Annotated in this window: 21 protein-coding genes; 14 read left to right on the forward strand and 7 right to left on the reverse strand. The window is 43.3% G+C overall.

Going from position 1 to position 22217, the window contains the following annotated elements:
• The first annotated feature begins 131 nt into the window (after positions 1 to 131).
• Positions 132 to 2240 (forward strand): surface-anchored 5'-nucleotidase, encoded by a 2109-nt coding sequence (locus I2E70_RS08115; protein ID WP_195424388.1) that lies wholly within the window; start codon positions 132 to 134, stop codon positions 2238 to 2240.
• Positions 2241 to 2304: 64 nt separating this feature from the next.
• On the opposite strand, the gene I2E70_RS08120 is transcribed toward I2E70_RS08115, so the two are convergent.
• Genes I2E70_RS08120 through I2E70_RS08130 form a run of 3 tightly spaced genes read right to left on the reverse strand, consistent with a single transcriptional unit; the run spans position 2305 to position 4634 of the window.
• Positions 2305 to 2712, reverse strand: a complete 408-nt coding sequence (locus tag I2E70_RS08120) for a hypothetical protein (protein ID WP_195424390.1) — start codon at positions 2710 to 2712, stop codon at positions 2305 to 2307.
• Complete coding sequence (locus tag I2E70_RS08125; RefSeq protein WP_195424391.1) at positions 2693 to 3595, reverse strand: phosphodiester glycosidase family protein; 903 nt, start codon at positions 3593 to 3595, stop codon at positions 2693 to 2695. The genes I2E70_RS08120 and I2E70_RS08125 overlap by 20 nt, the downstream gene beginning before the upstream one ends.
• Positions 3582 to 4634, reverse strand: coding sequence for a bifunctional glycosyltransferase family 2/GtrA family protein (locus I2E70_RS08130; RefSeq protein ID WP_195424394.1), 1053 nt, complete (start codon positions 4632 to 4634; stop codon positions 3582 to 3584). Before I2E70_RS08130 ends, I2E70_RS08125 begins: the two co-directional genes overlap by 14 nt.
• A gap of 304 nt (positions 4635 to 4938) precedes the next feature.
• Here I2E70_RS08130 and rpsF point away from each other — a divergent pair, with 304 nt between their 5' ends.
• From rpsF to I2E70_RS08150, 4 genes are all read left to right on the forward strand, one after another.
• A complete protein-coding gene (gene rpsF, locus I2E70_RS08135) occupies positions 4939 to 5229 on the forward strand; it encodes a 30S ribosomal protein S6 (RefSeq protein WP_003005040.1) in 291 nt (96 codons plus the stop codon).
• A gap of 20 nt (positions 5230 to 5249) precedes the next feature.
• Positions 5250 to 5747, forward strand: coding sequence for a single-stranded DNA-binding protein (locus I2E70_RS08140; protein WP_003008622.1), 498 nt, complete (start codon positions 5250 to 5252; stop codon positions 5745 to 5747).
• A gap of 41 nt (positions 5748 to 5788) precedes the next feature.
• Complete coding sequence (rpsR, locus tag I2E70_RS08145) at positions 5789 to 6028, forward strand: 30S ribosomal protein S18 (protein ID WP_000068664.1); 240 nt, start codon at positions 5789 to 5791, stop codon at positions 6026 to 6028.
• 108 nt (positions 6029 to 6136) lie between these two features.
• The gene (locus I2E70_RS08150) at positions 6137 to 6658 is read left to right on the forward strand and encodes a GNAT family N-acetyltransferase (RefSeq protein ID WP_195424397.1); all 522 of its coding nucleotides are present in this window, start codon (positions 6137 to 6139) and stop codon (positions 6656 to 6658) included.
• Positions 6659 to 6692: 34 nt separating this feature from the next.
• On the opposite strand, the gene I2E70_RS08155 is transcribed toward I2E70_RS08150, so the two are convergent.
• Both I2E70_RS08155 and I2E70_RS08160 read right to left on the reverse strand, forming a co-directional pair.
• Entirely contained in the window at positions 6693 to 7370 is a 678-nt protein-coding gene (locus I2E70_RS08155; RefSeq protein ID WP_195424399.1) for a DUF1129 domain-containing protein, read from the reverse strand.
• Between the two features lie 28 nt (positions 7371 to 7398).
• A complete protein-coding gene (locus tag I2E70_RS08160) occupies positions 7399 to 8343 on the reverse strand; it encodes a magnesium transporter CorA family protein (protein WP_195424402.1) in 945 nt (314 codons plus the stop codon).
• 121 nt (positions 8344 to 8464) lie between these two features.
• Between I2E70_RS08160 and uvrA the strand changes: the two genes are divergently transcribed.
• From uvrA to nusB, 7 genes are all read left to right on the forward strand, one after another.
• Positions 8465 to 11290: an excinuclease ABC subunit UvrA gene (gene uvrA, locus I2E70_RS08165; RefSeq protein WP_125826571.1), complete on the forward strand. Its 2826-nt coding sequence runs from the start codon at positions 8465 to 8467 to the stop codon at positions 11288 to 11290.
• A complete protein-coding gene (locus tag I2E70_RS08170) occupies positions 11287 to 12354 on the forward strand; it encodes a M24 family metallopeptidase (RefSeq protein ID WP_195424405.1) in 1068 nt (355 codons plus the stop codon). Before uvrA ends, I2E70_RS08170 begins: the two co-directional genes overlap by 4 nt.
• A 56-nt stretch (positions 12355 to 12410) precedes the next feature.
• Entirely contained in the window at positions 12411 to 13394 is a 984-nt protein-coding gene (locus I2E70_RS08175; protein WP_061590913.1) for a TIM44-like domain-containing protein, read from the forward strand.
• A gap of 8 nt (positions 13395 to 13402) precedes the next feature.
• Positions 13403 to 14509 carry an SPFH domain-containing protein gene (locus I2E70_RS08180; RefSeq protein WP_061590914.1) on the forward strand — a complete coding sequence of 369 codons (1107 nt, stop codon included), beginning with the start codon at positions 13403 to 13405 and terminating at the stop codon, positions 14507 to 14509.
• A 165-nt stretch (positions 14510 to 14674) separates the two neighbouring features.
• Positions 14675 to 15235 (forward strand): elongation factor P, encoded by a 561-nt coding sequence (gene efp / locus I2E70_RS08185; RefSeq protein ID WP_003005479.1) that lies wholly within the window; start codon positions 14675 to 14677, stop codon positions 15233 to 15235.
• Between the two features lie 36 nt (positions 15236 to 15271).
• Positions 15272 to 15661, forward strand: coding sequence for an Asp23/Gls24 family envelope stress response protein (locus I2E70_RS08190; protein ID WP_003005404.1), 390 nt, complete (start codon positions 15272 to 15274; stop codon positions 15659 to 15661).
• Complete coding sequence (gene nusB / locus I2E70_RS08195) at positions 15654 to 16085, forward strand: transcription antitermination factor NusB (RefSeq protein ID WP_003008602.1); 432 nt, start codon at positions 15654 to 15656, stop codon at positions 16083 to 16085. The genes I2E70_RS08190 and nusB overlap by 8 nt, the downstream gene beginning before the upstream one ends.
• Positions 16086 to 16309: 224 nt before the next feature.
• Here the strand turns inward: nusB and I2E70_RS08200 are convergent, their stop codons facing one another.
• A complete protein-coding gene (locus I2E70_RS08200; protein WP_024055083.1) occupies positions 16310 to 17275 on the reverse strand; it encodes a LacI family DNA-binding transcriptional regulator in 966 nt (321 codons plus the stop codon).
• Positions 17256 to 18710 (reverse strand): sucrose-6-phosphate hydrolase, encoded by a 1455-nt coding sequence (locus tag I2E70_RS08205; protein ID WP_155170158.1) that lies wholly within the window; start codon positions 18708 to 18710, stop codon positions 17256 to 17258. The genes I2E70_RS08200 and I2E70_RS08205 overlap by 20 nt, the downstream gene beginning before the upstream one ends.
• 379 nt (positions 18711 to 19089) lie before the next feature.
• Between I2E70_RS08205 and I2E70_RS08210 the strand changes: the two genes are divergently transcribed.
• Together I2E70_RS08210 and scrK are read left to right on the forward strand one after the other, a co-directional pair.
• Positions 19090 to 21009 carry a sucrose-specific PTS transporter subunit IIBC gene (locus I2E70_RS08210; protein ID WP_118396569.1) on the forward strand — a complete coding sequence of 640 codons (1920 nt, stop codon included), beginning with the start codon at positions 19090 to 19092 and terminating at the stop codon, positions 21007 to 21009.
• Between the two features lie 160 nt (positions 21010 to 21169).
• Positions 21170 to 22069, forward strand: coding sequence for a fructokinase ScrK (gene scrK, locus I2E70_RS08215; protein WP_118396571.1), 900 nt, complete (start codon positions 21170 to 21172; stop codon positions 22067 to 22069).
• Positions 22070 to 22217 lie beyond the last annotated feature (148 nt).

Below are 22217 nucleotides of genomic sequence, written 5' to 3' on the forward strand. Positions count from 1 at the left end.
GCAAGAGTTTCCAGGAAAATATTGAAGTAAAAACGAAAAAATAGTAAAATGGAAGAGCTGATTGCAGCAAATCAACTGTTCTGCGTTCTCCTTTTTGGAGAAGTATCCTACATTAGAAAATGGAGTATTCTATGAAGAAAAAAATTATCCTGAAAAGCAGTATCCTAGCGGTCGCTGCGGGTCTTAGTGTTTTTGCGATCAATAGCGTTTTTGCAGACGAATTGCCCGTGCAGTTTATGGGCGTCAATGACTTCCACGGTGCCTTGGAACAAACAGGGACAGCTCGTTTAGAAGGTGAAACTGTGAAAAACGCAGGAACAGCCCCACTTTTGGCAACCTATTTGAACGATTCGCAAAAAGACTTTGAAACAGAGAATGCAGGAACGCCTAATGCCAGCATCCGTGTGCAAGCGGGAGATATGGTTGGCGCTAGTCCAGCCAACTCTGCCCTCCTTCAAGATGAACCAACTGTAAAAGTCTTCAATGAAATGAACTTTGAATACGGAACTCTTGGTAATCACGAGTTTGACGAAGGACTTGGTGAATTCAACCGGATCATGAAGGGAGAAGCCCCAACACCTGGTCAATTCAATAAGATCGTCGATGAGTATCCTCATGAAGCTTCAAAACAAGAAGTTGTAATTGCCAACTTGGTTGACAAAGATACCAATAAAATCCCATTTGACTGGAAACCTTATACCATCAAAGAAATCCCAGTCAACGACAAGACCGTTAAGGTCGGATTTATCGGGGTTGTTACGACAGAATTCCCAAATCTTGTTTTGCGTAAAAATCACGAACAATACCGTGTTTTGGATGAAGCAGAATCGATTGCTAAATATGCGCGTGAATTAAATGACCAAGGTGTGCATGCTATCGCTGTCTTGGCCCACGTTGCTGCCACTAGTAAGAATGGTGTAGCAGAAGGTCCTGCTGCAGATATGATCAAAAAATTAAACCAAATCTATCCTGAAAACTCAGTGGATATCGTCTTTGCAGGTCACAACCACCAATATACAAACGGGATGGTTGGAAATACCTTGATCGTTCAAGGTACCTCTCAAGGGAAAGCTTACTCGGATGTCCGTGGGGTCCTAGATACAGATACAGCTGACTTTGTCAAAGCTCCAACTGCTAAAATTATTGCGGTGGATCCATCGAAAGGCAAAGCAAAAGATGCCAAGGTTCAAGCGATCATCGATGACGCCAATGCGACGGTTAAAAAGGTAACAGAAGCAAAAATCGGTACAGCAGACAAGGCTGAAAATATTACCCGTGAGTTGAATGCGCAAAAAGAAAGTGCTGTTGGAGATTTGGTCACAGCAGCGCAACTAGATATTGCCAAAAAATCAGGTTATCCAGATGTTGACTTTGCCTTCACCAATAATGGAGGAATCCGTGCAGACCTCGTGGTGAAACCAGACGGAACAGTCACTTGGGGTGCAGCTCAAGCGGTGCAACCATTTGGAAATATCCTTCAAGTAGTTGAAATTACTGGAGACCAAATCTACAAGGCATTGGACCAACAATATGATGAGAAAGAGCTTTACTTCTTGCAAATGGCAGGGATCAAGTACACCTATACGAAACCAGCTGATGCAACAGAAGAAAATCCATATAAGGTCGTGAAAGCTTACAAGGCAGATGGAACTGAAATTGATCGCAACAAGACCTACAAGGCGATTATCAACGACTTCTTGTATGGTGGCGGAGATGGCTTCTCAGTCTTCCGCGATACAAAATTGATCGGTGCCATTAATCCAGATACGGAAGTCTTTATCCAATACATCGAAGATGTGAATAAGGCAGGGAAGAAGTTGTCTGCTTCAATCTTGGGCAATAAGACCTTTGTGGAAAAAGTGGAAGAAGAAACACCAACTCCAGAACCACAACCACAACCTCAACCAACTCCAGAACCACAGCCAGCGCCAGTTGATCCAGTAAGTCCTGTAAATCCAGTTCATCCTGTAGCTCCAGTGTCTCCTGTTACCCCAACTCCTCAACCTGAAAGCCCAGTAAGCCCAGCTCAACCAGCTGCAAGCGAAACAAAAGAAGTGGCAACAAACAAACCAGTCGCTGTCACTTATCATACAGGTGGTCAAGCGGAAGTAGTTGCTACACCAGCAACCGGTCTTCCAAAAACAGGTCAAGAAGAATTGGCTTCAACCGTCCTTAGCCTCTTTGGCATGACCTCACTAGCTTTAGCAGGCTTTGTAGCCAGCAAAAAACGCGAAGGCTAAGTTCTTCATCCGTTAACTTACCCTAAAAAACGTCCGTTCTATAAAGAAACGGACGTTTTTGATCTTAGGCTATTTTCTCCACCCAGACACTGCGGACAAAGAAGAGGCTGATCAGAGCTAGTGCTAGAAAGGCAACTCCAAGGTAATAATAGGGTTGATCCATTGTGGTAGATCGACCAGAGAGGTTGACAATCCCTCGGTAGAGGGCTCCGGCTGTTAGGGTAGCCACTCCTGAATTCCAAAGATTGAGACTCAGGCGAGAGAAGCCTTTCACCATCAACTGTAGAAGCACTAGTAGGACGCCACCGATCAAAGGAATCAAGAAGAGGTAGTGCATGAAGGCCGACGTTTCTCCAAAACTAAAGTGTTCATAGATGCGACTTCCGACAAAGAAGAAAGCTGAAATCAGAGTGTACCAGAGAATCGTTTTTTTCAACCGTTGTTTAATAGGATTAGTAACCGATGTAGACAATGTCACTCACCGCCCTTTCTGAGATAGTACCATTTGTTGTTGGTTTATTAATAACTTGGCCATTGAAGTAAAGGGTAGAAGATCCACCCCCATCCAGGTTATAGGCTGTTTTGACGCCATAAGACTTCATCACTTCTGCTAATTGGTAGAGAGACAGGCCTTGGCTTTCTGAAGTCCGTCCGTCTGACACGACGATAATGTAGTGGTTTTCATCGATGATTCCGATGGCTGTACGGGGGTTGGATGCCATGGATTGTCCAACTTCTGAGTTGGTGTCTACCGTAATCTCACCATTTTCAACTAAGGAAGGACCGAAAGCGAGGAGATTGACGACCCCGTCTTTGACCAACTGATCCGCAGAGATCTCATCTTCATAGATAATCTTGAAGGAACCATCCTTATAAATGGCTAAGTCGCCATTGCTAGAGTCTTCCCGAACTGTATCGCGATAAACGACTCCGTTTCGGATGACATAGCCGGTGCTGTTGGCTCCGTAATAGTCTCCATTGACGGCTAGAATGGCACTATTGTTTGCGGCTGTGACGGAGGTCTTGGCCGTTACATTTGTTCCGTAGGTGTTTTGTGCAAAGGCTGTTTTGAGATAATCTTCCGAACTGACTGTGATATCTGCGATGTAAACCTGGGTATTTTCAACTGTTTTTTCTGTTAAAGTCACCTGGATATTGTCATCTGAATAGCTAGTATCGGTCGTTGTAGCAGAAGCAACTGCTTTTTTGGCGGCCTTGGTGTCCGATGTGGTCGCGCTAACGGTTTGGATAGCATCCGATAAGACGAAGGTCTTGAGCATTGAGTAGCTAAAGCTGCTGGTCAAAAGAAGACCAAAGCAGGTAGCATAGGTATAGGATTTTTTAAAGAATTTCATGGTGGGGAGCTGTCCTTTCTTTGAAGATCACTTTTTTCTGGATCACCCATGAGACCAGAAAGAGGAGGAAGCCAACGACAATTTTACTGATCAGGAGATTGAGCCCGAAAGCAGTATAGAAGAGTCGAATCAAGAGCGTATCGAGAATAAAGAGGCCGAGGGCTAGACCAAAGTAGCCACTTCCTGTTTTAGCGACGCTGTCTTTATTCTTAAAGACCAGGTGCTTGTTAGTCGAGTAGTTAAAAATGGAACTCGTCACACGAGCGATCCCGTTTGCTAGGAGAATGCGAAGACTAATGGGCACTGCCATCATTACAAAAAGGAAGAAGGCATAGACCAAGTAGTCTACGATAAAACTACTTAGAGAGGAGAGGGCAAATTTAAACATGTCCTTGTAGATCATGAGGCCATCTCGGATAGGTCGGAAGTGGGAGCCCTCGTTGTCATTGATGTAGACCGTCTCGATCGGAACTTCCACGATGGGGAAGGACTTGCTTGCTGCAAGGAGAACATTCATCTCATATTCATAACGCTGTCCGTCAACCTCAAGCATAAAAGGCAAGAGATTCGTAGTAAAAGCCCGTAAACCTGTTTGGGTATCGCTGATTGCCACTCCGGTTTGTTGTTTGAAGAGGAAACGGGTCAATTTGTTTCCAAAAGCAGAACGCAAAGGAACTTTGCCAGAAAAGGCGCGTGCTCCTAAAATAAGTGCTCCAGGATGTTCTTGAGATTGGTTAACAACCCTGAAAATATCCCAAATTTTGTGCTGACCGTCTGCATCAGCTGTAACAATGCTTCCATAGGTGCCTCTTTCTAGAATGTATGCATAAGCAGTCTTGAGAGATTGGCCTTTTCCTTGATTGTGCTCGTGGGTCAGGACTGTCGCAAGACCTTCCAATTTGTCAAAAATAACTTTCTTGTCGTCGTCACTTCCATCGTCGACGACGATGATGTGGAGATCACTCTTAGCGTGAACCAGGCGAACCAGTTTGACAAGATTCAGATCCGGTTGATAGGCGGGGATGATAAGATAATTCATAATCGTTCCTCGTTTCTTGAGATTTGTTGAAGCTAGTATAAAGACTCAAGCTTAAAGCTAACTGATATCAGTTTTCTTTAAGGAAAGGAGAGGAAGAGTGGGAATAGTTTCTTCTATAAAATATCATTTTTTAGGACATTTCTTTCTTTTTTCTCGAAGGGGACGTCCAGAAATCATTTTTTAAATCCTAAAGATAATTCTTGCCTTTGTTCGAAAAGTCTGGTATAATAGTTTCTTGTGAGTAAACCTCACTTACCCCTTGCAAAGACAGGGGGTCATTAGTCCAAAAGGAGGAACATTATCAATGGCTAAATACGAAATTCTTTATATTATTCGTCCAAACATTGAAGAAGAAGCTAAAAACGCTTTGGTAGCACGTTTCGATTCTATCTTGACTGACAACGGTGCAACTGTTGTTGAATCAAAAGATTGGGAAAAACGTCGTCTTGCATACGAAATCCAAGATTTCCGTGAAGGACTTTACCACATCGTAAACGTTGAAGCGAACGACGCTGTAGCTCTTAACGAGTTCGACCGTCTTTCAAAAATCAACGGTGACATTCTTCGTCACATGATCGTAAAAGTTGACGCGTAAGAAATCATCAGAGGTGACTTATGATTAACAATGTTGTACTTGTCGGTCGTATGACCCGTGATGCTGAACTTCGCTACACTCCAAGCAATCAAGCAGTTGCTACTTTCAGCCTAGCTGTCAACCGCAACTTCAAGAGTCAAAATGGAGAGCGCGAAGCCGATTTCATCAACTGTGTGATCTGGCGTCAGCAAGCAGAAAACTTAGCCAACTGGGCTAAGAAAGGTGCTTTGATTGGGATTACCGGTCGCATTCAAACACGTAATTACGAAAACCAGCAAGGTCAACGTGTTTATGTCACTGAAGTCGTAGCAGACAGCTTCCAACTATTGGAAAGCCGTGCAGCACGCGAAGGGCATGCAGGTGGTGGCTATTCATCAGGCAACGGTGGTTTTGCTGGAAATGCAACCCCAAGCTTTGGTGGATCTGAACCAAGCAATGCAGCGCCAAACTTTGGTCGTGAAGAAAATCCATTTGGAGCGAATCCAATGGATATCTCAGACGACGATCTTCCATTCTAAGAATGGGTTTAACGAATTAAAACTATAAAGGAGAATTAAACATGGCTCAACAACGTCGTGGCGGATTCAAACGCCGTAAAAAAGTTGATTACATCGCAGCAAACAAAATCGAATATGTCGATTACAAAGATACTGAGCTTCTTAGCCGTTTCGTTTCAGAACGTGGGAAAATCCTTCCTCGTCGTGTAACTGGAACTTCAGCGAAGAACCAACGTAAAGTAACAACAGCTATCAAACGCGCTCGCGTAATGGCTTTGATGCCTTTCGTAAACGAAGATTAAAAAAAAGACCCGGGTGGGTCTTTTTTTCAGGTCCGGGTGGGCCTCTTTGACCTTTCCCTAGCTCTAATCATGTTATAATGTGGGAAGAAATGTATCAAGGAGGGAACTATGAAGGAAGGTGTAATCATCAGGAGGATGATAAAGACAGATATTGAGCACATCTCTCAAGCCTTTATCCACCAAGGGTGGCCGGGTAGAAAGGATATCTTGACCAGCTATTTTCAGGATCAGGAGAATGGGGAAAGGGACGTATTAGTAGCTGAGTCGGATGGATTTGTGGCAGGCTATATCACTATATTACCTGCTGCCAAGCACGGCCCTTTCGTGGGAGTCTATCCTGAACTAACTGATTTTAATGTTTTTGAGCCATTTAGAAGTCGAGGAATTGGGAATCAACTCTTAGAAGAGGCGGAAAAAAGAGTCCGGCTACTATCAGAGATTGTTACTTTAGGGGTTGGTTTACACTCGGGTTATGGCCCAGCTCAAAGACTGTATGTTAAACGAGGCTATATCCCAGATGGATCTGGAATTTGGTTTAGGGATCGCCCCTTGGCCCCTTACAGTTCTTGTGAAAACAATGATGACTTAGTCCTCTATTTTTCAAAAAGATTGAACAGGGAAATACAGTAAAACAAAAACGGATGAAAACTTCATCCGTTTCTTTTTAGCGTCGAGTTGCAGGTGCTGTGCTCGAACTTTTAATATTAAAGCGTTTCTTGAGGTAGAAGCGAAGGACAAGCGCTAGAGCTCCTAAAACGATGGCAAAAACATCTGGAATAGTTGGGTTGAGAACTTGTGGGAGTAAGGAAGTAAAGGACAAGACAATGACCCAAAGGAACATGACTCCAACAAGAATCGGCATGGATTTCCAAAGAGAGGGACGCTCACTGCGATCTTTTGTGCCATCCATATACTGATAGAAGAAGTAGTACATGAGATACAAGAGCAGAGCCCCTGTCAAACTTCCAAGGATCAAGGTGATCAAACCATAGCCAGTACGACGCGGTGCAACCAAGTTCATAAAGGCGCTAATCGCAGCAAAAACACCAAAGATAAAGAGGAAGGAATCCAAAATCATGAGAGAGGGAGCATCGTTTAATTTCGGATGCTCTTTTTCATAGCGTTCTTTCTCGCTGAAAGAATTCGCCCAAACAGTTGGAGCACCAAAAAGGGTCCGTGCCGGAATTCCTTTTCCTTGGTTTTCATGGATAGCTGGTAAAATTTCTTGGATGAGGCTTTCTGCTTCTTCCTCTGTCTTTCCGTTTTCAAGCAATTGGTGTTTGGCGATGCGAACGAATTCTTGATTTTTTTTACTTAATTGAGTTAAATCAAATTGAGACATAAATACTCCTTAGTGTTATTAGTAGGTGTTAGAACCATTTTTTATGAATGAGGTAGACGACGAGAGACCCGGTCAGGGCAAAGGCGATGAAAATGATCAGCCAGAAGGCGTTTGGTTCGCCATTGAGCGGAAGCTCATTGTCCTTGAAGTTCATCCCGTAGGCCGAAAAGATCATGGTCGGAATGGACATGACAATGGTGACGAGAGCCAGGGTCTTCATGATATTGTTCTGGTTGTTGGAGATGATCGATGCAAAGGTATCGGTCATGGAGTGCAGGATATTTCCATAAATATCTGCCATCTCGATGGCCTGCTGGGTTTCGATCAAGGTATCTTCCAACAGATCCTCGTCTTCTAGGTATTTCTTGATGTTACTAGTAGCACTGGTCAATTTCTTGATCACGCGTTCATTGGTTTTCAGAGAGGCCTTAAAGTAGACGATGGTTTTTTCCAACTCCATCAATTCAATCAGCTCTTCATTACGCGTTGATTTGTGCAATTGACTTTCAATCTGCTCGCTTTTGCGATCCAAGGTACGAAGCGCAGACAAGTAGAGTTCAGCGTTGCGATAGAGGATCTGAAAGATAAAGCGCGACCGCATAAAGGTATAGAAATTCCGCAAGCGTCGGTTGATAAAGATATCGAGAAGTGGCAATTTCTCCAAGCAAGTTGTGATAATAGCCTCTTCTGTCAGGATAATCCCTAGCGGAATGGTCACGTAGTAGGTCTGATTGTTCCGCTCTTCCTTGATGGGAACGTCGACGATGATCAAGGTGTATTCATCTTCGATGGTCATACGGGACATTTCTTCCGCATCGAGTGGTGCCCGCAAGTCTGCAATATCGATATTAAAAGCAGAGGCGATTTCCATCGATTCACTTTGAGAAGGGTTCACAAGGTTGATCCAGCTACCGGGTTCCAGCGTCTCTATTTCCTTAAATTCAGTCGTTGTCGATAAAAAGACCTGTTTCATGGTGCCTCCCCTTGTTTTTTTACACCTTAACATTATATCAGAAAAAGGACGGTTTTGGATAAAAGAATACTAAAAAATTTGTTATAATGGAGGTTAACAAAAAGGTGATTAGAGTAAGAACATGCAAGATAAAATTGTCATTCATGGGGCACGCGCCCATAATTTAAAAAATATAGACGTGGAAATTCCACGGGACAAATTAGTCGTGGTGACGGGGTTGTCTGGTTCTGGAAAGTCCAGTCTGGCCTTTGATACCCTCTATGCAGAAGGTCAGCGTCGCTACGTGGAGAGCTTATCGGCCTATGCCCGGCAGTTCTTGGGAAATATGGAAAAACCAGATGTGGACTCCATTGACGGCTTGAGTCCAGCTATTTCCATCGACCAAAAAACAACCAGTAAAAACCCCCGTTCTACAGTGGGGACGGCAACAGAGATCAATGACTACCTGCGCTTGCTCTATGCGCGTGTAGGGACGCCTTATTGTATCAATGGGCATGGAGCGATTACAGCTTCTTCGGTTGAGCAAATTGTCGATCAAGTCTTAGAATTACCAGAACGCCAACGCCTGCAAATTCTAGCTCCCATTATTCGCAAGAAAAAAGGCCAGCACAAGAATATCATTGAAAAGGTGCAAAAAGACGGCTATGTCCGGGTGAGGGTCGATGGGGAGATCTATGATGTGACAGAGGTTCCAGAACTGTCTAAAAGCAAGCAGCACACGATTGAAGTAGTTGTGGACCGAATCGTGATCAAAGAGGGCATCCGCTCGCGGCTCTTTGATTCGATTGAAGCAGCCCTTCGGATTGCGGATGGTTATGTGGTGATTGATACCATGGATGGCAAGGAATTGCTCTTTTCTGAGCATTATGCCTGTCCAGTCTGTGGCTTTACCGTTCCTGAGTTAGAGCCCCGTCTCTTTTCTTTCAATGCGCCTTTCGGATCTTGTCCAGACTGTGATGGGCTGGGTATTAAGCTAGAGGTAGACTTGGATTTGGTGGTGCCAGATGATCGCTTAACCCTTCGCGAAGGAGCACTTGCTCCTTGGAATCCGATCTCTTCCAACTACTATCCACAGATGTTGGAGCAGGCCATGATCCATTTTGGCGTTGATATGGACCAGCCTTTTTCCGATCTTTCTCAAGAAGAAAAGGACTTGGTCCTCTATGGTTCAAATGGCAAGGAATTCCACTTCCACTATGAAAATGAGTTTGGTGGGGTTCGGGATATCGAAATTCCTTTTGAAGGGGTCGTAAACAATATTCACCGTCGTTTTCGTGAGACCAATAGCGATTTTACCCGCAACCAAATGCGTTCTTATATGAACGAATTGACCTGTGCGACCTGCCATGGCTACCGTCTCAACGACCAGGCTCTTTCTGTTCGTGTTGGTGGGGAGACAGGGATGCATATCGGGGAGGTGTCAGATCTATCGATTGCGGACCACTTAAAAGCTGTGGATCAGTTGGTCTTAACAGACAATGAAGCCACGATTGCAAGACCGATTCTAAAAGAGATCAAAGATCGCTTGACCTTCTTAAACAATGTAGGCCTTAATTACTTGACCTTGTCACGCTCAGCTGGGACCTTGTCAGGTGGAGAAAGCCAGCGCATTCGCTTAGCAACCCAGATTGGCTCCAATCTTTCGGGTGTCCTTTATATCTTGGATGAGCCGTCAATCGGCCTCCATCAAAGGGACAATGACCGCCTGATTGCCAGTCTCAAAAAGATGCGTGATTTAGGCAATACCTTGATCGTCGTCGAACACGACGAAGATACCATGAGAGAAGCAGACTACCTGATCGACGTCGGCCCAGGTGCCGGTGTCTTTGGTGGAGAGATCGTTGCTGCGGGAACTCCAAAGCAGGTGGCTCGTAATAGTAAATCCATTACCGGCCAATATTTGTCCGGCAAGCGCAAGATTCCGGTTCCAACAGAGCGCCGTTCAGGAAATGGTCGTTCTATTGAAATTACAGGGGCCAGTGAGAACAACTTACAAGATATCACAGCACGTTTTCCTCTGGGCAAATTTATTGCGGTCACTGGAGTTTCTGGCTCTGGGAAATCGACCTTGATCAATGGCATCTTGAAAAAAGCCATCGCTCAAAAGCTCAACCGCAATTCGGAAAAACCAGGGAAATACAAAACCATTCAGGGGATTGAGCATATCGATCGCTTGATCGACATTGATCAAAGCCCGATCGGTCGGACTCCTCGTTCCAATCCAGCAACTTATACAGGCGTCTTCGATGACATTCGCGATCTCTTTGCTCAGACCAATGAAGCCAAAATTCGGGGCTATAAGAAAGGTCGCTTTAGTTTCAATGTCAAGGGTGGGCGTTGTGAAGCCTGCTCAGGAGATGGCATCATCAAGATTGAAATGCACTTCTTGCCAGATGTCTTTGTTCCTTGTGAGGTCTGCCATGGACGTCGCTACAATAGTGAGACTCTCGAAGTCCACTACAAGGAAAAAAATATCGCAGAAGTGCTGGATATGACGGTCAATAAAGCAGTTGAATTCTTCAAGCACATTCCAAAAATTGAACGCAAACTCAAGACCATCCAGGATGTGGGCTTGGGCTATGTAACGCTGGGGCAACCAGCGACCACCCTTTCAGGTGGGGAAGCGCAGCGGATGAAGTTGGCTTCTGAATTGCACAAGCGCTCTACAGGAAAATCTTTCTATATCTTGGATGAACCAACGACCGGACTCCATACCGAGGACATTTCTCGCTTGATCAAAGTCTTAGAGCGATTTGTGGATGATGGCAATACGGTCCTTGTGATTGAGCACAATTTGGATGTCATTAAGACAGCAGACCATATCATCGATTTAGGACCCGAAGGCGGTGTCGGTGGCGGAACCATTATTGCGACCGGAACACCAGAAGAAGTAGCAGCAAATCCTGCTAGCTACACAGGACAATATTTGAAAGGAAAATTACAATGAATCAACGGATCAGCAACTTAAGAAACAAAATGAAAGCCCAAAACCTCAAAGCGGTATTGATTAACAATTTGAAAAATGTTTATTATTTGACCAATTTCTGGGGTTCAAACGGGACCGCTTTGGTGACAGAAGAACGCGTGGTCCTCTTTACAGATTCGCGCTACACCATCCATGCCCATGCGACTTGTTTCCCCTTTGTAGAGATTGTGGAAACACGCGATGAGTTGACTGCAGCTGCAGAGATCGTTAAGGATCTTGGAATCAAAGAACTTGGTTTTGAGGACGAAGTGACGGTGGCCTACCATGCCCGCATGGCTTCTGTTTTCAGTGGCATCAGCCTTCAATCCCTAGCGAATTTTGTAATGGAATTGCGCTTGATTAAGGATGAAACTGAGATTGCGGCCATTAAAAAAGCTTGTAGCATCTCTGACCAAGCCTTCCATGATATTTTGGATTATATCAAGGTAGGGAAAACGACAGAGTTGGAAGCAGCGACTTTCCTCGATTTTAGAATGCGGGAGTTGGGAGCTTCTGGTGTATCTTTTGATATTATCTCAGCAGCTGGTGAACGCTCTGCCATGCCTCACGCGACTCCAAGTGATCGGGTCATTTCAGCAGGAGATGCCTTGACCCTTGATTTTGGTTGCTTGTATAACCACTATGTCAGCGATATGACACGGACCATCTATGCCGGACATGTAAGCGACAAGGAAAGAGAAATTTACGAAACAGTTTTGAAAGCCAATCAAGCCTTGATTGCTGCGGCTAAAGATGGACTTGGCTTCTGTGATTTTGATAAAATCCCACGTGATGTGATCGAAAGAGCCGGCTATGGTCAATACTTTACTCATGGAATCGGTCATGGAATTGGGCTAGATATCCACGAAGAGCCATACTTCAGCCAAACGTCTAAAGAAGCGATTCAAGCAGGGATGGTCTTAACAGATGAGCCAGGTATTTATATTGAAGGTCTCTCTGGTGTGCGGATCGAAGATGACCTCTTGATCACAGAAAAAGGCTGTGAAGTCTTGACCCTTGCTCCTAAAGAATTGATTGTCCTATAAAATAGACAGTATTTTCTTAACCCCTGTGTAACAAACAAAGATAAGAAAAGAGGCCTATGAAAAAACGAAGTGTAATAGTTGGAATTCTTCTAGTAGTCTTGCTATTTGTATTTGCTCCTTCTGCCCATGCTGGTGTCGGTAATACAGATAGTGGTGGCAGTAGCTTGATTGATTCAGGTGGTGGTAGCAGTTGGTCCGATAGTGGCAGTAGCTGGTCCGATGGCGGAAGTAGTTGGTCTGGTGGCAGCAGTTGGTCTGGCGGATCCAGTAGCTACAGTTCTGGTTCTGGAACAGACTCAGGTGGTGTAGTAGCAATTTTTGCTATCGTTGGATTGATTGGATTTGTCTATAATATTGCAAAAGAAGCTAATGAAAGTGATGAATCATTTTCTTCAAACAGTGGTCCAAAACGGACAACCGAAGAACGGGCTGGTCGACCAATTGAGAACAACTATGAAGCGATTCGCCGTATCCGTAAACTGGATCCAATGTTTGATGAAGACCGCTTCTTATCGCAAGTCAAGCTGGTTTATCTTCAATTGCAGTCTGCCTGGACAGAAAAAGATTGGAATTCCGTGCGGAATCTAGAAAGTACGAGTCTTTATGAGCAACACTTGACACAGTTGCAAGAGCATATTCGCGCCAAAACAACCAATGTTCTTGAGCGCGTGCGTGTGGAAGATTCGAAGATCAAAGACTTTATCGAAAATCCAGAAGGCAATGACCGCATCGAAGTCATTCTGTCATCGACGATGAGAGATTACATCCGAAGTGATGAAACGGGTCGTGTGATCGAAGGGGATCCAACCAAAGATCTCTTTACCGTTTACCGCATGGTCTTCCTCCGTGAACATGGAGCTCAGACAGAGATCATTAAGAATTCAGAAGTCGTTAGTGATCATTGTCCGAACTGTGGTGCGCCATTGACGATTGATTCAATCGACAAGTGTGAATATTGCCAAGCATCCTTGAAGCACAATCCAAAAGATTGGGTCTTGGATGTCTACGAAGTTGTGGATGAAATTGAATTCTACAGATAGGAGAATGTATGGGATTTATTAAAGCAGCCCTTTCAGCGGGCATTTCAAGTTTTCAAGATAGTAAATTTAAGGAAGCCATTACCTTGCCAGAAGCTGTTCCAGCAACAGCTTTGGCCATTAAGGGACAGCTCTTGACCAAAGATCCAGATGGGCGCTCTCGCCAGAGCAACCAAAATACGGGCCTATTGACAGATGGTTCTGTCGTCATCGTTCCCCAAGGCTATGTTGCTCTCTTGGTCAATAATGGAACTTTTCTAGGAGACCTTCTAGAAGCAGGGAGTCACGAATGGCAAGCCGGTGAAAATGCCTGGTTGTTTGAAAAGGGTGGTGTGAAAGGAACGTGGGATCAGTTCAAGAATCGTTTCTCATTTGGAGGCCAAGTGGTCACCCAACAAGAAATTATTTTTGTGCGGATGCAACCTTTTACAGGAAATAAATTTGGCACTCAAAATCCAGTTGAGTACTTTAGCGACCGTTACCAACAACTTCTTAGCATTCGTTTTTATGGTCTTTATGATGTTAAAGTAGCAGATCCTGTACTCTTTTACATCAGTGCAGTTAGTCGCCAAATCACTACAGATAAGCCATTTACCTTAGAAGATGTGGCTCAGGGAACCTTGCGCCAAAACCTGGCTCCAAAAATTGCAGTGGCCATTTCAAAATATACAGCAGAAAATAAGGCGGATATTTACAATATCAATGCGGACCAAGACGTCTTCAATGAAGTTGCAAAACGCGAAGTCAACAAAACTTGGACAGAATTATATGGTATCGAATTAACCAATGTCCTCATCGAAGATTTGAGCTACGATGCAGACAGTATGGCTAAGGTCAATAAACTGGACAGTGAATTGGCAGCGATGAAGTACAATACCATTGAAATCGAAGAACGTCGTGCTCGCAATGAAGCCTTGGTCGCAGCTGCTAAAAATGAAGGTGGCAATGGTATGAACATGATCATGGGGATGAACTTGGGTCAAGCCCTTGGCAATGACCTTCAAAAACAAGCCTCTCCAGCTCAAGACAAGCCACATACCTTCTACATTGAAGTAGATGGAAAGTATGTCCATGTCACCAAAGATGCTGATGGCAATATTGTGCCTGTGGACCAATAAGGAATAGTGAAGCTGGAGTTGGAGGTATAGAGATTCTAAGGACTCGTTCTTGCAATCGCTCTCCACCTTCTAGCCTTCCTAAAAAGAGAAAATTGCTGTTTGAGAAAAATCAAATAGTGTGTTACAATAAAGAGTAATCTATTTTTAAAAAAGAGGTAATAAAACATGATCGAAGCAAGTAAATTGAAAGCTGGTATGACTTTTGAAACAGCTGACGGAAAATTGATCCGCGTTTTGGAAGCTAGCCACCACAAACCAGGTAAAGGAAACACTATCATGCGTATGAAATTGCGTGATGTCCGTACTGGTTCAACATTTGATACTAGCTACCGTCCAGAAGAAAAATTTGAACAAGCGATTATCGAAACTGTTCCAGCTCAATACTTGTACAAAATGGATGATACAGCCTACTTCATGAACACGGAAACATATGACCAATATGAAATTCCAGTTGTGAACGTAGAACAAGAATTGCTTTACATCCTTGAAAACTCAGAAGTAAAAATTCAATTCTACGGAAGCGAAGTCATCGGTGTAACAGTCCCTACAACTGTTGAATTAACTGTTGCAGAAACTCAACCATCTATCAAAGGTGCTACAGTGACTGGTTCTGGTAAACCTGCTACAATGGAAACTGGTTTGGTCGTAAACGTTCCTGATTTCATCGAAGCTGGACAAAAATTGGTCATTAACACTACTGAAGGAACTTACGTTTCTCGTGCATAAGAGACATCTCAGGGTGTCAAATAGAAAGGAACTTCTATGGCAACTGAACAATTTGGTGACATCGTTATTGCACCACGTGTATTAGAAAAAATTATTGCGATTGCGACAGCAAAAGTAGAGGGTGTCTATTCGCTTGAAAACAAGAGTGTTTCAGATAGCTTATCCAAACGCTCCCTTGGACGTGGCGTCTACCTTCATACAGAAGAAGATGGTCAAGTTTCAGTAGACATCTATCTCTATTTAGAATACGGAGTGGCTGTACCATCTGTCGCTGTAGCCATTCAAAAAGCGGTCAAGTCTGCAGTTTATGATATGGCAGATGTAACCTTGGATGCTGTCAACATTCACGTTGTTGGTATCGCAACGGAAAAATCTCCAAAACCAGACTTGAAAGATTTGTTTAATGAGGACTTCCTCAATGACTGATGAAATTTTATTAGAATCACGTCGAGATTTGCGTGAGCGCGCCTTCCAAGCCTTGATGGCCTTGGAATACGATGGAGACATTGTTGAAGCTTGTCGTTTTGCTTATCTACATGATAAGGACCTAGCAGAAGACAAAGAAGTCGATCTTCCTGCCTTTCTCATGAATCTCGTGACGGGTGTCTACCAATCCAAAGATCAACTGGACCAGCAAATCGGTCAACATTTGAAAACCGGCTGGACTGTTGAGCGCTTGACCTTGGTAGAGAAAAACATCCTTCGTCTGGGAATTTACGAAATGACAGAGTTTGATACACCACAGATCGTCGCAGTCAATGAAGCGGTGGAATTGGCCAAGGCCTTTTCAGATGAAACCTCTTCACGATTTGTCAACGGTGTCCTCAGTCAATTTGTGACAGAAGAATAAGTAAAAAGGGAGTGGGAAAGAACTCCAACTAGTTGAAAGAGTTCGTTTTCCCACCCCCGCACAGTTGATTAGGTCATCTTTGGAGCTTAAAAGGCGAACAAAGATGCCAATCAACCACTGCGTCATACAGTTATTTCTATTAAATATAAAAGGCTAGACAGTTTTTGCCCAGCCTTTTTTTGACGAATAACAACCCCTACAGTAATAGAACTGTAGGGGTTGTTTTAGACACTTTTTCCAGAGTGGAGACTAACGGGCAAGAAATAACCGGTAGTCGCTACTTTTTTTCCTTCGATCTTTTGGAGTAAAAGATCCACCATGAGGATAGCAATGTCTTCGAGGGGTTGTTGGATGGTTGTCAGTTCAGGTGTATAGGTCTCAATGAACTGGGTTCCATCATAACCAATCACTTTCAAATCCTGGGGAATCTGAATATCTAATTCTCTAGCGACTTTCATGATCAAGATCGCCGTCAAATCATCGGAGGCGAAAATGGCATCTGGTTTGTGGTGGGTTAAAATCTGTTTGATTTCCATTTCTTTGCGAATAGGGGAGAAATCACTGGAAACATTAATGATCATGGACTCAGGTAGAACCGATGCAAACCCCGCATGACGCAAGCCTGTTGGGGAGTTGGAGTTGTCATTCCCTGTGATCATGATAATCTTTCGGGCTCCGGTTTTTACTAAAGTTTCTGCTGCAAGCACCCCGCCAGCGTAGTTGTCTGAAGAGACAACCGGAATTTCTGGGGAGAGGTTGCGGTCAAAAGCAATGATAGGAGCAGTTACCCGGTTGTAATCTTCAATGCCCAAATTATGACTTCCTGAAATGATGCCATCTACCTGGTTAGCCTCCAACATCTCAATATATTCGCGCTCTTTTTCGGAGTCGTGTTCACTATTGCAGATGATGGTTTTATAGCCGTGTTTGAAGAGTTGGTGCTCTAGTTTGTCGATTAATTCAGCATAGAAAACATTGCTGATGTTGGGAAAGATCAAGCCGACTAACTTGGCTGATTTTCCTTGGAGGCTACGAGCAACATTGTTAGGTTTATAGCCCAATTCTCGCATGGCTTCTTGGACTTTTTGGATCGTTTTTTCAGACAGGTATCCTTTTTTATTGATGACCCGTGAGACAGTAGTAGGGCTGACACCGGCGAGTTTGGCGACATCAGTTAGCTTTGCGACCATAATCAAGTTCGTAGTAAGTTCCAGTAGGGTTTCCAGACTTGATCAATATTCCATTTTGATCCGCATGTGGGTAGACCCGACCAGAAAATACTTTTTCTCCTTTATTGATAAAGATTTCAAAAATTGAATTGTCAATGAAAATATTAGCGGTTGTGGCTTGGTTAGCGATTGGGCAGCTACGGCTCGTACCGAATTCTTGGGCATATTGCTCACCTGCCTGGCTACGATCGACTGTGACTAATCCCTTAGAGAGATCGAATGAGAGAGCTAAGCCCTTTCCTTCTGCATCTGCAAAGAGGACGATTTCGTTTTGGCTATCTTTTTCAAACTGCAATTCCAATTCATAGCAGTTCTTGGTTTGTGCCTTGATGGCAAATGCCTCACTCTCAGCGCGCAAGTCCTTGATGGCTTCGACTGGGTATTGGTAGAGTTTTCCGTCTTTGATGGTTAATTCTTTGACCAGTGAGAGAGCTCCTTGGTAGTCATAGGAATCCGTTGGATAAGAAACGTCTGGAAGACCTAGCCAGCTAACAGCATAGGCACGTCCATCGGGAGCATTAAATCCTTGAGTCGCATAGGCTTCAAAACCATAGTCGAGATTATGCAATTCAGATACATCAACCATTTTGGCCTTTTCTGGATCAAAGCTTGCCCCGATCTTGTACATATTTGGATAGATATTGTCATAATCGAGAACGGATTTATCTAAGCCTTGAGGACAGTAGAGGAGAACGGGTTGGTCTCCAACAAAGACTAGGTTGGGACATTCCATCATATAAGCTGTCCGATCGTTTGCAAAATCCAAATCACCGACTGCAACCCAGTTGGTATAGTCGTTATCTACAGCCTTATAGAGACGGATGAATCCTTTTTTCTCAAGGTCTTGACCACCAACGATAGCATAGTATTGACCCTTGAAATTAAAAATCTGTGGGTCACGGAAGTGATCCGTAGAGTCAGCCGGTTGATCAATCAAGATTTTGTCAATTTTTTCGATCTTTCCGTCCTTGTCCATCAAAGCACCGACTTGGTAAGGATGACGAACCCATTCTGCATCACGAACATTTCCAGTGTAGAATAGGAATAGTTTGTCACCAAACTGCATGGCTGATCCGGAATAAGCTCCATGGCTATCCAGATCTGTGTCTGGAAGAAGCGTTACACCAGTTTCTTTGAAATGAACCAAGTCTTCACTTTCTGTTTGTACCCATGATTTTAACCCATGGGCTGCACCAAATGGGAAATTTTGGTAAAACAAGATCCATTTTCCATCAAAGTAGGAAAAACCGTTAGGATCATTTAAGAGACCAGCTTTTGGCTCTACATGATAATGTGTATGCCAAGGAGATTTCGCCATGTTTTCTTGGATGGCTTGCTTTTCTTCTTTTGTCCAGTCTTCGTAACGTCTGTAACGACGTTCAGTTGTCCATTCCATTTTATTCCTCCGAATTTTTTCTTACTTCCATAGTACCGATTTCCTATTAAAAATGCAAGCGATAAATGAAAAAAACGGCAAAAAATGTCAAACGATTGACATCTATTTTGTAGCTTGAAGAAAAGAGGAGAAGTTGGAAATCTATGAAAAAATGAAAGAAAATGAAAATAAAAGACTGGTTTAAAGTGCTAAAAAGCGTAGTATAGGCCTGTCTTAAAATGAAAATAGTTTCATGCTATCAAAATGTGTCAAAAAGTCCAAAAAAGTTTCAAAAAAATCCTGCAAAACGGTTGACATATTTTCAATACGTGGTACAATTAAAAACGTAGAGGCGGGTGAACCGTTTTCAAAACAATAAAAAATAAGGAGATTTTTGCAAATGTCAAATACAGAAATTGCAAAAAAAGTCATAGATGCAATCGGTGGGGTTGAGAACGTTAGCAGTGTTGCTCACTGTGCGACTCGTCTTCGCGTGATGGTAAAAGATGAATCAAAAATCAACAAAGATGTTGTTGAGAACATTGAAAAAGTACAAGGTGCTTTCTTTAACTCAGGTCAATACCAAATCATCTTTGGTACTGGTACTGTAAACAAGATCTATGATGAAGTAGTAGCTCTTGGCTTACCAACATCATCAAAAGATGAAATGAAAGCTGAAGCTGCTAAACAAGGAAACTGGTTCCAACGTGCGATCCGTACCTTTGGAGACGTTTTTGTGCCAATTTTACCAGCGATCGTTGCAACTGGATTGTTTATGGGGATTCGCGGTGCTATTGCTCAAGACCAGGTTTTGGCTTTGTTTGGTACAACAGCAGACGCATTTAAATCTACTGATTTTTATACATATTCAACAATTTTAACTGATACCGCGTTTGCCTTCTTCCCAGCCTTGATTTCATGGTCTGCGTTCCGAGTATTCGGAGGAAATCCTGTTCTTGGGATTGTAATTGGTTTGATGATGGTTAGTCCGACACTTCCAAATGCGTGGGTTGTAGCGGAAGATCCTTCTAAAGCAGCAACATACTTTGGTATCTTCCATCATGTGGTTGGATTCCAGAACTCAGTTCTTCCCGCTTTCTTCGTTGGTCTAATTGGTGCGAAACTTGAAAAGTGGCTCCATAAGAAAATTCCAGATGTCTTAGATTTGTTATTGGTTCCATTATTCACATTAACAATCATGTCATTCCTCGCTTTGTTTATTATTGGTCCATTCTTCCACAGCATTGAAGAATATGTACTGAATGCAACTAAGTTTATTTTAAATTTACCATTCGGACTTGCAGGGCTTCTTATCGGTGGGGTTCATCAGTTGATTGTCGTTACTGGCGTCCATCATATCTTTAATCTTCTTGAATCACAATTAATTACTGCAGATAAAAAAGATCCATTTAATGCAATCATTACAGCAGCTATGACTGCGCAAGCTGGTGCTACTTTAGCAGTGGCAGTAAAATCTAAATCTCAAAAAGTGAAAGCTTTAGCATTCCCAGCAACTATTTCTGCTTTGCTAGGTATTACTGAGCCTGCAATCTTCGGGGTGAACTTGCGTTATGTGAAACCATTCGTTATTGCTTTGGGAGCAGGTGCTGTAGGTGGTTGGATTGCATCTATGTTAAATCTGGCTGGTACAGGATTTGGTATTACAATTATTCCAGGTACACTTCTCTATCTAAATGGTCAATTATTGAAATATGTATTTATGGTTGTATTTACAACTGCACTAAGTTTCGGTTTGACTTATATGTTTGGTTATGAAGATGAAGCTTCATCAGTTCCTGCAGAGGACAAAGAAGCTGGTGCAATTATTGAAGAAGAAACAACTGGAGTTATTCCAGCATCTCTTCAAGACGAAACCATCATCTCTCCTATCGTTGGTAGTGCTGTAGCACTTGCTGATGTGAATGATCCTGTCTTCTCAAGTGGAGCGATGGGACAAGGAATTGCCATCAAACCAACTGAAGGCGTTGTCTATGCACCAGCAGATGCTGAAGTAACTATTGCTTTCGCAACTGGTCATGCTTACGGTTTGAAGACAGCTAATGGTGCTGAAATCTTGATCCACGTTGGTATTGATACAGTATCAATGAACGGTGAAGGATTTGATCAAAAAGTAGCTCAAGGCGATAAAGTCAAAGCTGGTGATGTCCTTGGTACATTTGATGCAGCGAAAATTGCCGCAGCTGGTCTTGAAGACACAACTATGGTGATCGTCACTAACACGGCTGACTTTGCTTCTGTCACACCTGTTGCAACTGGATCTGTTGCGAAGGGTGATGCGATCATCGAAGTCAAAGCTTAATCGAAATAATAAGTTCTCAAGGACTGGTCTATCATCTCCAGTCCTTGAATTTTATTTCTCAAAAAAAGGTGTGTTTTTTCTTTAGAGAAGAGAAAAAGATTGACTACAAAATATGCTATAATAAATACAGGATATTTTTCATAATAAAAAAGGAGCCAACATGACAAAATTATATGGAAGTTTGGAAGCTGGCGGTACAAAATTTGTTTGTGCGGTTGGTGATGAAAACTATAATGTTGTGGAAAAAGTACAATTTCCAACAACCAAGCCAATTGAGACGATTGATAAGTGTATTGAATTTTTCTCAAAATTTGAGGATTTAGTTGGGCTTGCGATTGGTTCATTTGGACCAATTGATATCGATCCAAATTCAAACACTTATGGTTTCATCACAACGACTCCAAAACCGAATTGGGCCAATGTAGATATCGTTGGGGCTTTCCGTCGTGCCTTGAATGTACCTATCTATTTCACGACAGATGTGAATAGCTCTGCCTATGGCGAAGTGGTCGCACGCAATAATGCGGGTGGCCATATCGAAAACTTGGTTTACTATACAATCGGAACAGGAATCGGAGCTGGTGTCATCCAACGTGGCGAGTTTATCGGGGGAGCTGGGCACCCAGAAATGGGGCACTACTATGTGGCCCAACACCCAATGGATGTGGAAAAAGAATTCAAGGGTGTTTGTCCTTTCCACAATGGCTGTTTGGAAGGCCTTGCGGCTGGTCCTAGTCTCGAAGCTCGTACAGGTATTCGTGGGGAAAACATTGAACTCAACAGCAATGTATGGGATATTCAAGCCTACTACATCGCACAAGCAGCAGTGAATGCGACAGTTACCTTCCGCCCAGACGTCATTGTCTTTGGAGGAGGAGTAATGGCTCAACAACATATGTTAGATCGTGTTCGCACGAAATTTACTGCCCTCTTGAACGGTTACCTCCCTGTACCTGATGTGAGAGATTATATTGTGACACCTGCAGTTGCTGGCAATGGTTCAGCGACCTTGGGGAACTTTGTCCTTGCAAAAGAAGTGAGCGAGAAACTTAAAAAATAAGCAGCAATTGTCTCTTAGAGGTTAGAAACAAGAGCGAGGAGGCTGGGACAAAAGTCCTAGCCTCTCAATTATTTTTGGATTGTCGAGCAAGACGCAGTGGTTGAGTGGGCTCTACTACGCTGATTTCATCAGCTTTTACAGCCCTACT

This window comes from Streptococcus parasanguinis, assembly GCF_015556095.1.
Lineage (GTDB): Bacteria > Bacillota > Bacilli > Lactobacillales > Streptococcaceae > Streptococcus > Streptococcus parasanguinis_Q.